Annotated in this window: 8 protein-coding genes; all 8 read right to left on the bottom strand. The window is 64.8% G+C overall.

The genetic code is table 11. The annotated features are described in order from the left end of the window. Positions 1–731: 731 nt before the first annotated feature. Complete coding sequence (gene clpB, locus VIM61_09885; protein HEY8900709.1) at positions 732–3,299, bottom strand: ATP-dependent chaperone ClpB; 2,568 nt, start codon at positions 3,297–3,299, stop codon at positions 732–734. 24 nt (positions 3,300–3,323) lie between these two features. Next, entirely contained in the window at positions 3,324–4,196 is an 873-nt protein-coding gene (locus tag VIM61_09880) for a LysR substrate-binding domain-containing protein (protein HEY8900708.1), read from the bottom strand. A 73-nt stretch (positions 4,197–4,269) separates the two neighbouring features. Then, positions 4,270–5,592 carry a cell division protein FtsZ gene (locus tag VIM61_09875; protein ID HEY8900707.1) on the bottom strand — a complete coding sequence of 441 codons (1,323 nt, stop codon included), beginning with the start codon at positions 5,590–5,592 and terminating at the stop codon, positions 4,270–4,272. Next, positions 5,585–6,811, bottom strand: a complete 1,227-nt coding sequence (gene ftsA, locus VIM61_09870) for a cell division protein FtsA (GenBank protein ID HEY8900706.1) — start codon at positions 6,809–6,811, stop codon at positions 5,585–5,587. The genes VIM61_09875 and ftsA overlap by 8 nt, the downstream gene beginning before the upstream one ends. Continuing rightward, complete coding sequence (locus tag VIM61_09865; protein ID HEY8900705.1) at positions 6,812–7,762, bottom strand: FtsQ-type POTRA domain-containing protein; 951 nt, start codon at positions 7,760–7,762, stop codon at positions 6,812–6,814. Continuing rightward, positions 7,759–8,667 (bottom strand): D-alanine--D-alanine ligase, encoded by a 909-nt coding sequence (locus tag VIM61_09860; GenBank protein ID HEY8900704.1) that lies wholly within the window; start codon positions 8,665–8,667, stop codon positions 7,759–7,761. The genes VIM61_09865 and VIM61_09860 overlap by 4 nt, the downstream gene beginning before the upstream one ends. Further along, on the bottom strand, positions 8,668–10,953 hold the full coding sequence (murC, locus tag VIM61_09855) for a UDP-N-acetylmuramate--L-alanine ligase (protein HEY8900703.1): 2,286 nt from the start codon (positions 10,951–10,953) through the stop codon (positions 8,668–8,670). 5 nt (positions 10,954–10,958) lie between these two features. Further along, the gene (gene murG / locus VIM61_09850) at positions 10,959–12,056 is read right to left on the bottom strand and encodes an undecaprenyldiphospho-muramoylpentapeptide beta-N-acetylglucosaminyltransferase (GenBank protein HEY8900702.1); all 1,098 of its coding nucleotides are present in this window, start codon (positions 12,054–12,056) and stop codon (positions 10,959–10,961) included. Between the last annotated feature and the right edge of the window lie 17 nt (positions 12,057–12,073).

Here is a 12,073-nt window from a genome sequence, read left to right as displayed (position 1 = left end):
TCGACGAGAAGACCTTCCGCTGGCTGCTCAACGAAGACGCCATGGCCACCGACAAGCTCGGCGACGGCATCCGCAAGTTCGCCGCCGACATCGTCAAACTCGAGAAAATCATCGCTTCGGAAATCTCCGCCTGAGTTTCGGCCTTCCCCGATGAGCCTTTTTAAAGGTTCATCGGGATGAATTTCGAGAGAGACGAGGCTCGGAACCGCGTGACCCCGCGAACCCTCGGCATGAGCGCGAGGATTCCGCGAGAACGAGTTCATCCGCGAAGGGATTGCCTTACGGCTTCGTTGCACACCCTGCTCGCCTGGACGGTCCAGACGACAACCTTCGCAAAATGGACCCACGTCTGATCCGCGACCAGATGAACGGATCGCAGATTCAAACCGGACGAGTCGTGGAAAACCTAGGAGACTCGAGCCTGGGCCTTTTGCAGAAGGGTTCGGAGCGTCTGTGACTGAGAACAGCCCGATTTGCGAGCCAGTCTCGCCAAATGACTCTTCGCTTCGGGGCAGAGTTCGACTTCAATGGTTTTCCAACCCGAGGGGAGGGACGAATGGTTCCGTCCAGAGGTTGGCCGCGAATGGAGATTTCCAGGCACGATGTTCAGGGGGTTTGGGGAACTCTGACATATTTCCTAAAAAAGTGGCGAAAAATCTCTGGAATTTTCGGATTGGCATCATGCCTGGGAGTCCCAGATTCGGGATGAGTCCGAAAGATTCGGAGAGGCGCTATTTCTTGCGAAATGACAGGTGTTCACCGTTCGCGTCGGCCTCGATGGTGTCGCCGGGAGAGAAGTGACCGTCGAGGATCTCGAGGCTGAGGGGGTCGAGGATTTCGCGCTGGATCACGCGCTTGAGCGGACGCGCGCCGTAGGCGGGGTCGTAGCCTTCCTTCGCGAGCAGCTTCTTCGCGGCCTCGGTGAGCGTGAGGGTGAGGTTTTGCTTTTGCAGACGAGCGAGCAGGCGGCCGAGCTGGATGTCGACGATGCGCGTGATTTGGTTCTCGTCGAGGCGATCGAAGATAATCGTCTCGTCGATGCGGTTGAGGAATTCCGGCCGGAAGTGCGCGCGGAGCGCCTCCTGCACGCGGCGGTTGCGCTCGTCGCGGGGCAGATCTTCCATGATGTATTGGCTGCCGATGTTCGACGTGAGGATGATGACGGTGTTCTTGAAATCGACGGTGCGGCCCTGACCGTCGGTGATGCGGCCGTCGTCGAGGACCTGGAGCAGGACGTTGAAGACATCGGTGTGCGCCTTTTCGATCTCGTCGAAGAGCACGACGCTGTAAGGCTTGCGTCGCACGGCTTCGCTGAGCTGGCCACCCTCCTCGTAACCGACGTAGCCGGGAGGCGCACCGATCAATCGGGCGACGGTGTGCTTCTCCATGTATTCGGACATGTCGAGGCGGACGATGGCGCCCTCGTCGTCGAAGAGGAACTCGGCGAGCGCCTTGCTGAGTTCGGTCTTGCCGACGCCGGTGGGGCCGAGGAAGAGGAAGCTGCCGATGGGGCGGTTTTCGTCCTGCAGCCCGGCGCGAGCGCGGCGGACGGCGTTCGACACGGCTTTGATCGCCTCGCCCTGGCCGATGACGCGCTCCATGAGGCGCTCCTCCATCTTGACGAGCTTCTGGCGCTCGCCTTCCTGGAGACGGGAGACGGGGATGCCGGTCCAGGTGGCGACGACCTTGGCGATGTCTTCCTCGGTCACCTCCTCGGTGAGCAAATTTTGGATTTCGGATTTTGGATTCTGGATTGAATCGTCGAGCTGTCGCTGGAGCTCGGGCAGCCTGCCGTATTGAATTTCCGAGGCGCGTTGGAGGTCGCCGCGGCGCTGGGCCTGCTCGAGTTCGATCTTCAACTGCTCGATCTGTTCGGCGAGTTTCTGCGTCCTGCCGATCTCCTCCTTTTCCTTCAGCCACTGCGCCTTCAGGCGGTCGGCCTCTTCGCGGAGATTGGCGAGTTCCTTCTCGAGTTTGGTGAGGCGTTCCTTGCTGGCGGCGTCCTTCTCCTTTTTGAGGGCCTGACGCTCCATTTCGAGCTGCATGACCTGGCGCTCGAGCTGGTCGATCTCGGTGGGCATGGAGCCGAGCTCGATCTTGAGACGCGAGGAGGCCTCGTCGATGAGGTCGACGGCCTTATCGGGCAGAAAGCGATCACTGATGTAGCGGTCGCTGAGCACGGCGGCGGCGACGATGGCTGCGTCCTGAATACGCACGCCGTGGTGAACTTCGTAGCGTTCCTTCAGGCCGCGAAGGATGGCGATCGTATCCTGCACGGTCGGCTCCTTCACCATCACGGGCTGGAAGCGGCGCTCGAGGGCGGCGTCCTTCTCGATGTATTTGCGGTATTCGTCGAGCGTGGTGGCGCCGATGGTGCGGAGCTCGCCGCGGGCGAGCTGGGGCTTGAGCAGATTGCTCGCGTCCATGCTGCCCTCGGCCGCGCCGGCGCCGACGATGGTGTGCAGTTCGTCGATGAAGAGAATGATCTCGCCCTCGCTGGCCGTGACCTCTTTCAGGAAGGCCTTGAGCCGATCCTCGAATTCGCCGCGAAACTTCGCGCCCGCGACCATGGCGCCGATGTCCATCGCAACGATGCGCTTGTTCTTCACGGACTCGGGCACGTCGCCGGCGACGATGCGGCGGGCGAGGCCCTCGACGATCGCGGTCTTGCCGACGCCGGGCTCGCCGATGAGGACGGGGTTGTTCTTCGTGCGGCGGGAGAGGACCTGCATCGTGCGGCGGATCTCCTCGTCGCGGCCGATCACGGGATCGATCCTGCCCTTGCGGGCGAGCTCGGTGAGGTCGCGACCGTATTTCTCGAGCGTCTGGTATTTGCCTTCGGGATTCTGGTCCGTCACGCGCTGGCTGCCGCGGACTTCGACGAGCGCCTTCATGAGCGCATCGCGGGTAATGCCGGCTTTTTTCAGGATCTGCGCGGCGTCGTCCTTCGTGTCGAGGAGGGCGAGGAGGTAATGCTCGGCGGAGAGGTATTCGTCCTTGAGCTTGCCCATCTCGGCCTCGGCGGCGTCGAGGGTCTTGCGGAGGTCGTTGCCGAGATGCGGACTGGCGCCGCCGTGAACGGTGGAGCGACGGGCGAGGATGGCCTCGAGTTCGGATCGCAAAGCCTCCGGGCTGGCGCCGAGCTTTTGAAGAATCGGCGTGGCGAGGCCATCCGCCTGCTCGAACAGCGCGAGGAGGAAGTGCTCGTTCGCGATCTCGGGCTGGTTGCGCTTGCTGGCGAGGTCGAGGGCGGCGTTGAACGCCTCCTGCATTTTCTGGGTGAATTTATCGGGACGCATAGGGGTTTGGAAAAATGGGATGAATCAGGGCTGAAGGATCTCGAGGAAGGCGTTGGCGGCGCGGGACAGCGGGCGGCGGCGATTCCAGAACGCGGCGATCGTGCGTTCGGGGCGTGGTGAGCGGAGCGAGCGATAGACGGGATCGCCATTCTGTGGAGCCGCGGCAGCCATTTTCGGAATCAACGAAATGCCGAGACCGGCGTGGACGAGGCCCCGGATGGTTTCCACCTGCGCGCTGCGGGAGATCACGCGCGGATTCACCCCGGTCTGGTGGCAGAAACGCAGGGTCTGGTCGCCGAGGCAGTGGCCTTCCTTCATGAGGACGAAGGTCGTGGCTTCCAGATCGGAGGCGGTGACGGATTTCTTGCGAGCCAGCGGATGCGCGGCTGGCACGGCAAGGAGCAGCTCCTCGGTGAACAGGGGCGTCACGTGAAACGCTTCCTCGTCCAGCGGCAGGCTCGCGATGGCGAGGTCGATCTCATAGCTCGCGAGGAGCGAGGAGAGGGTGGCGGTGGTTTCTTCATGAATGACAACCTGCACGCCGGGGAAATGCTCGGAGAAACGGCTGATGATTGCCGGGAGAAAATAGGGCGCGATCGTCGGGAGGACGCCGACCGAGACCTCGCCGCGCGCGACTTCGTGCGTATCGCGGGCCTCGCGTTCGGCCTCGGCGAGTTCGTCGAGGATGCGGGCGGCGCGGGTGATGAAGCGCTCGCCGGTCGCGGTGAGACGGGTGCGCTTCTGGTCTCGCTCGAACAGGCGCTCGCCGAGTTCCTCCTCGAGCTTGCGGACCTGCTGGCTGAGCGACGGCTGCGAGATGTGGCACTCCAACGCGGCGCGACTGAAATTCCCGGTCCGGGCGATCGCGACGGCGTAGCGGAGTTGGTGCACTTCCATAGGCTATGCCTATCAATCGCACAGAAAAACGGGCATGCAACTATGGCGTTGCGCACCTTCTGACTCGCGGGAATCAGCGCAGCTTGATCTTCTGGCGGAGGAAGGTCGGGACGTCGAGGTCCTCGCCGCCGACGATGGTGGGTTCGCTCTTCTCGAAACGGCCTCGGGCCACGGGATCGAGGCTCAGGGTTTTTTGCTCCGGCTTGGGCGCCTTTCTGGCTCCGGCGGCTTTGGCGACGGCGTAGGGGCTGGTGTCAAAGAGTTCGCTGGCCTTCGGAGGCGGCACCTCGATTTCCGCGACCGGGACGGGCTCGATCCCGGCAGCCGGTTCTTCCTCGGGCGGAGGCGGAGTCGCCTTACGGGTGGAGGCAGGACGCGGAGCGCGGGCGGGTTCCGAGCCGCCGGTGGTCGCCAGAATGGAGACGGCGAGCGTGGCCCGATCGGGATCGAGGCCGACACCGAGGTGGAGATGGCCATCGGTGTGTCGGCCCACGGTTTCCATGATGGCGCGAATTTCGGCCAGGCGGAGGTCGGTGGGGGCGGAAATGTGGACGAGCGTCGAACGGGCGTCGGCGAGGGATTTGCCGCGGCCGAGGAGGGGCGATTTCAAGGCGCGTTCGACGGCCTCGTTCGAGCGATTGCTGCCGGCGGCCTCGGCGGAACCAAAGGCGCAGGTCGATCCGGGATTGCGGAAGACGGCGAGAAGATCGGCAGTGGTGACGCGGATGGGGCCGGGCGTCGTGGTCAACCGGGCGATGGCCGCCACCGTATCGGCGAGAATCTGGTCGGACACGGAAAAGGTCTCGTGAACGCCGGCCAGCGGCTCGGCGAGTTCCGACATTCGGTCGTTCTCGAAGGTGAGAAACGCATCGGCGGCGCGGGCGAGTTCCTCCCGGGAATCGGCGGCCTGCTGCACGCGTCGGCGGCCTTCGAATGCGAAGGGAAGCGTGGCCAGCACGACGACGAGGGCGCCGCGATTCTTGGCGAGATCCACAATCACGGGCGTCGCGCCGCTGCCCACGCCGCCACCCAGGCCGGCGCAGACGATCACGATGGCCGCGCCGTCGAGGGCGGCTTCGAGTTCCGCCTCGGATTCCTCGGCGGATTCCGCTCCCACCTCGGGGTCGCCGCCCGTGCCGAGTCCGCGGGCCGTGCGGGAGCCGATGAGCACCTTTTTCGGCGCGACCGAGCCGCCGAGCGAAACGCCGTCGGTGTTGATGGCAACGAGCTCGAGCGAATCCTCGAGGCCGGTGAGCGTGAGGCGATCGACGAGCGAGACGCCGGCGTTGCCGACGCCCGCGACGAGCACGCGGGGCGGGATTCCGGAGGAGGTATCGGTGAGCAGGGTGCGCGGGATTTCCAGCATGGTGATGGGCTTCTCGGGTGCTTCAGGCATTGGCGCGGCGGCGGAAAATGCTGCCGATTTTTCGTCCCACTGCTCCGAGGAGCGAGTCGGGCTCTTCGTCGATCTGCATGAGTTGCGCGTATTTCACGACGCCGATGGCGGTCGCGTATTGCGGATTCTGGAAGACGGATGTCGGCCCGGTGACTTCCTGCGCGGCGACGGAGTGCACCGTCATGTCGAAGACTTCGGCGGCGACCTGCTGGATGCCGCGGAGCCGGCTGCAACCGCCGGTGAGCATGACGCCCGATCGGATGAGGTCGAAGTCGCAGTGCCCGGCCACGTCGCGTCGCACGAGCTCGAAGAGTTCGCGGACGCGGGCGTAGATGATGCGATTGAGGTTCGAGCGTTCGATCTCGCAGCCGGAGAAGCCGGAGTCGTTCTTGAGAATGATCGTGTCGCCGGGCTGGGCGGCGTCGACATCCGCACTGCCCTCCTCGGTCTTGAGCCGCTCGGCACGGGCGATGGGGATGCGCAGGCCGATGGAGATGTCGTTCGTGATGTGGTCGCCGCCGATCGCGAGCACGCCGCTGTGCTGCACGGCGCCGTCCACGTAGACGATGTAGTCCGTGGTGCCGCCGCCGATGTCGAGGACGATGGCGCCGAGGTCCTTCTGGTGCTGGTCCAGCACGACCTGCGCGGACGCGACGGAGTTGATGACGACTTCCTCGGCGGCGACATTCGCCTCCTTCACGCAGCGGAGCGTGTTCTGGATGCGTGTCTTGACTCCGTGCACGATGTGGAAGTCTGCCTCGAGCTTGTGCCCGATCATGCCGATCGGGTTCACGACGCCCTCCTGGTTGTCGACGTAGTAGTGCTGCGTGATCGTGTGGATGAACCAGTTCTGGTCGGGAATGTTGACCTCCTTGGCGCTGGCCTCGACGTCGCGGATGTCCTCGGAGTCGATCTCGCCGCGATCCTCGGGGATCGGCGTGACGCCGCGGTTGTTGAAGCTCTGGATGTGCGCGCCGGTGACGGCCACCCAGACGCTCTCGATCTCCGCGTCGGCCTTCTCCTCCGCATCGGCGATCGCGTCGCGCACGCATTGAATGGCGCTGTTGAAGTCGACAATCTCGCCCTTGCGGATGCCAACGGATTTGGATTCGCCCACGCCCAGGATGCGCAGCGAGCCGTCGGCGCGGGCTTCCGCGACAACGGCGCAAACTTTGAACGTGCCGATCTCGAGACCGACGAGCAGACGATCCTTTGGCATTTAGTTGCGCACCTTTCGATTGGGTTTCTCGATGGCCGACGGCGGCGGTTCCTGGAGCGAGAGAAGCATGAAGCGCACGGGAGTGTATTTTTTCGGAATGAGGTTCACGGTATCGAGCTGGCGGCCGGTTTCCCGGCAGTTTTCGAGGAGTTTTTGCACGCGATCGATCTGCGTGCCGGGGTCCTGCGGGGAGAAGGTGAGCTTGGCCTTGTTTGCGTCGGTGACTTCGAACGCGTAGCCCCTGGTGATATCGATCGCACGAATTTCGAGCAGGGAATCGGGGCGCGCGGCGCGGGCGGCGATCAGGGCGAGGGCGGCCTTGAGATCGGCGATGGCGAGCCGGTCGCCCTGCTGGATGAGATCGGGATCGGAGGCGAGAATCACGGGCAGGCGCCAGTATTCCGGCTCCACGCGGTAGGGGCGCATCGTGCTGCCGCTCGCGTCGAGGAGGAGGGCGGTGTCGGTGGAAAAATCCACGCCGGCGCGGGCGAGCCAGGCGACCGGTTCGCGTTTGGTCAGCTTGATGCGCACCGTGGCGGGCCAGTCGCGCTGGATGGTGATGGTCGCGATCTGGTCGATCTTGCGGAAGGCCTTCTCGGCGGCACCGAGGTCGAGGCGGAAGATGTTTTCCCCGAGTTTGAATCCCGAGATGTGCAGCGCTTCCTCGGTCGTCATCAGGTCGTCGAGCTGGGCATCGACGATTCGCAGGCTGTATTCGGGATTCTGGAGAAAGAATTTCTGGGTGATTGCGTTGAAGCCATAGACCGCGCCGGCCGCGACGCCGACCCACAGCATCACTCCGAAGATGACGCTGAAGGTGCGGTTCTTGCGACGGTCCCGGGCCGTGGCCTGGCGGACGCGCACATCGAGCAGATGGCTGCGGGCCGAGCGGCTCGAGGTGACGCGGCGGTTCCGGGCCGGGGCTTTCTTTTCAACGCGACGGATGCTCATGCGGGTGGATTTCCTTTGGCGAGTGACAATGCGGCGATGCGTTCACACAGGGCGGGGAAGCTGATGCCGACGGCGGCCGCACCTTTCGGCAGCAGGCTCGTCTCGGTCATCCCGGGAATCGTGTTCACCTCGAGCACGCAGGCATTGCCTGCCGCATCGAGGAGAACGTCCACGCGGGAATAGACTTCCAGCCCAAGCGAGCGGTGCGCGGCGAGCGCGGCGTCCTGCACTTTTGCGGTCGTCTCCGCGTCGAGCCGGGCCGGGCAGTAATAGTCCGACGCGCCCTTCGTGTATTTGTTCTCGTAGCTGTAGAAATCGACCTTTGGCACGATCTCGACGATCGGGAATGCCTCGTCGCCGACGACGCCCACGGTGAGTTCCTTGCCTTGGATGAATTCCTCGATGAGCACCTCGGTGTCGCGGGCGAAGCAATCCTCCAGCGCGGCGTCGAGTGCGACAGTGTCCTGCACGATGTGCACGCCGACGCTGGAGCCTTCGCGAGGCGGCTTGGCGACCAGCGGAAGGGGCAGCGTGGGGGCATCGCCCTTCGCGACGATCTCCCATTTCGCGGTGGGCACGCCGGCGGCCTCGAAGGCCTTCTTGCTCGCGATCTTGTCGAACGCAAGGCGGCTGCCGACTTCACCTTCACCGGTATAGGGAATACCGCGCGCGTCGAGGAGGGCCTGGAGCTGACCGTCCTCGCCGAAGGTGCCGTGGATGATGTTGAACGCGAGCGCGGTGCCTTCCGGAATCTCGAAATCCGGTCCCGCAACGTCGATCTCGGTGACGTTTGCGCCGAGCGTGCGCAGTGCATTGGCGACGGCGGCGGCGGAATTTAGCGAGACGTTGCGTTCGGCGCCGGGACCGCCCTTGAGCACGACGATGTTTTGATTCTGGAGATTCATTTATGCGTCCTTTCCCACGATCTGCACTTCGGTGTGGAGATCGATGCCCCGCTCGCGCATGGCGGCGGTCTTGATTTCTTCGATGAGGGTGAGCACCTCTTCGGCGGTCGCGCCGCCGTCGTTCACGATGAAGTTGCCGTGCACTTCGGAGACGCGGGCCTTGCCGACGGTGAAATTCTTGAAGCCGAGCTCGTCGATCAGTTTGCCGGCGGGAATCTCGGCGGGATTCTTGAAAATACAGCCGGCGCTCGCGGCGGCGGGCTGGCTTTCCTTGCGCTTCGTTTCCGACTCGCCGAGGCGGCGTTCGATGTCCGCGGCCGGCGCGGGATCGCCGCGCAGAACGGCGGAGAGCGCGAAATTTCTGAGGAGCGTCGGCACGCTGCGATATTGAATTTCCATCTCCGCAGGCGTGCGGGTGAAGATGTTGCCATCCTGGTCGCAGAAGCGGACGCGCACGACGTGGTCGAACATCTCGCGGCCCATCGCGCCGGCGTTCATGCGCAGGCTGCCGCCGAGGTTGCCGGGAATGCCGTCCATCCACTCCATGCCGCCGAGGCCGGCGTTCTTTGCGGTGGCGGCGATCAGCTTGAGTTTCACGCCGACGCCGGCGTGGATTTCCTCGCCGACGACCTGCTGGTGGGCGAATTCGCCCTTCGTCAGGTGCGCGACGACGCCGGGAATGCCACCATCGCGAACGAGGAGATTCGAGCCACGGCCCATGACCATGAATGGCACATCCTCGTCGAAGCAGTAGCGCACGAGCTCGGCGAAGCCTTCCTCGGTCTCGGGCTCCACCCAGAACTGCGCAGGGCCGCCGACGCGCAGCGTGGTGTGACGCGAGAGCGGCTCGTAGAGGCGGATCGTGCCGGGGCCGATGATCTCCTGCAGGGTGTCGCGGAGCGTGAGGTCCGCGGCGATCTGTCGGCCGCATTCGTGAATGTTGCCGGCGCCGAGACTCATGATGAGGTCGCCATCGCGGATCTCGGGGCCGAGTTCCCACGGAAGCTTCGGGACCTCGGCCTGGAAGCGGGCGTGCGGGTGATGGTTGCGCTCGAGCGCTTCGATGAGCGTGAGACCGGAGACGCCCGGGATCGGCTTCTCGCTGGCGGCGTAGACGTCGGCGATGAAGACGGCGTCGGCGTCGACAAACGCCCGGCCAAATTCCTCCTTGAGCGCAAGCGTGCGCGAGTAGCGGTGCGGCTGGAACATCGCGAGCGTGCGCTTCCAGCCGCCGGTGCGGGCGGTGGCAAGCGTGGCGGCGATCTCCGTCGGGTGATGGCCGTAGTCGTCGATGACGATGTTGCGCGGGCTCTGGTATTTGATTTCGAACCGACGCCGGGCGCCGCGGAAAACCTTCAAAGCCTCGGCGATCTGGGCGAACGGCGCACCGAGCTCGAGGGCGAGAGCGATGACGGCGAGAGCGTTGCTCGCGTTGTGCGCGCCGGGGACGTTGAGCTCGATGTCGCCGAGGTCCTCGCCGTCGCGGAGGACGCCGAAGTGCGACTGGAAATTGGCGACGCGGAGGTCGGTGTGGCGGTAGCGGGCGGCCTCGGTGCGACCGTAGCCAACCGCGCCGGGGTGTTTCGCGCAGACGCGGGTGGCGCCGGCGTCGTCGGCGCAGTAGACGATCCGGCCGCGGGTCTGCGTGATGAGCTTGGTGTAGACGGCGTCGATCGCGGCGAGGTCCTTGTAGAAATCGAGGTGCTCGGGCTCGATGTTCAATACGATGGCGTGCTCGGGATGATAGTTGATGAGCGTGCCGTCACTCTCGTCCCCTTCGGCGACGAAGAATTCTCCTTCGGAATCCCAGCGGGCGTTCGTGCCGAGAATGGGAATCTCCGCGCCCACGTAGTGCGACGGCTTGAAGCCGCAGCTGCGAAGGACGTGGGCGGCCATCGAGGACGTCGTGGTCTTGCCGTGCATGCCGCAGACGATGATGCCTTTCTTGGCGGCCATGATCGCGGCGAGGGCGTCGGCGCGGCGGACCATCGGCTTTCCGAGGGCGTGAGCGGCGTCGAAGGCGGGATTGCCGACCTTGATCGCGGAGGAATAGATGACGATGTCGGCGTCGTCGACCTCTTCGGCTCGGTGCGGTCCGTAGAAGACGAGGCCCTTCTTTTTCAGCCGCTCGAGCTCGACGGTCTGCGATTTGTCCGAACCGCTCACGCGATGGCCGAGGGCGAGGGCGAGGGCGGCAATGCCGCTCATCCCGGAGCCGGCGACGCCGATCAGGTGCACGCGCGCGGGCGGGCCGGTGAGGATTGAGGTAAGGTTCGGGATGAGCACGGGAATCAGCGGGTTTTGGCGCGGACGGTTTCCTCGATGACGTCGGCCACCTTGGCGGCGGCGTCGTCGGGAGCGGCGGCCTTCGCGGCGGCGGCCATGTGGGCACGGGCGGTATCGTCGGTGAGCAGGTCGGTGATGCGGCGGGCGAGCTGGTCGGGGGTGGTGCCGGATTCGAGGAATTTTTCGGCGGCGCCGGCCTCGACGAAGATGTCGGCGTTGGTCTCCTGATGATTCTCGGCCGCGTGCGGGTAGGGGACGAGAATCGAGGGCAGGGCGAAGTGCGAGAGTTCGCTGAGGCTGGCGGCGCCGGCGCGGGAAACGACGAGGTCGGCTGCCGAGTAGACTTCCTGCATGCGGTGGTGGAAGGGGGCGACGTAGGCCGGCACTTCCTCGCGGAGGTAGTTGGCCGCGGCGAGGCGATCCTCGCGTTCCCCGGTGAGGTGGATGAGCTGGAGATTCGCGTCGCGGAGCAGCGGGGCGGCCTTGTAGAGGAGCTGGTTGATGCCGGCGGCGCCCTGGCTGCCTCCCATCACGAGAAGGGTGCGGCGATTGGGATCCAGCTGGAAGATCTGGAGCGCCTCCTCACGCGGAATGCGGGCGCCCAGGTCCTTGCGAACGGGCGTGCCGACGACGGAGCATTTCCCGGCGGGGAAGAATTGCTCGCAGGCGTCGAAGCCGATGAGGACGCGGTCGACGAAGCGCGCGGCGAGTTTGTTGGCCTTGCCGGGGATCGAATTCGACTCGTGGATGAAGGTGGGGATCTTCGTGAGACGGCCGGCGAGAAGCGGAGCGGTCGACGTGAACCCGCCCATGCCGAGAACGGCGTCGGGCCGGAACTTCCGGTAGATCTGCTTGCACTGGCCGATGCTTTCCCAGGTGCGGGAAACGAATTTGATGAAGGCCGGTGAAAGGACCGACGGGAGGCCGACGGAGGGCAGTTTCTCGGAACGGAAATCGGGGTGGGCCTTCAACGCCTGGGCGTCGATGGCTTTCTCGGAGACGAGCAGGAGCAGCTCGTGGCCGCGGTCCTTGAGAGTTTGGGCGACGGCAAGACCGGGAAAGAGATGACCTCCGGTTCCGCCACAGGCAATGACAACACGCATAACGGGACAGTCTATTC

The sequence above is a fragment of the Chthoniobacterales bacterium genome (assembly GCA_036569045.1).
Taxonomy (GTDB): Bacteria; Verrucomicrobiota; Verrucomicrobiia; order Chthoniobacterales; family JAATET01; genus JAATET01.
This window is presented reverse-complemented; position numbering and strand designations above follow the sequence as displayed.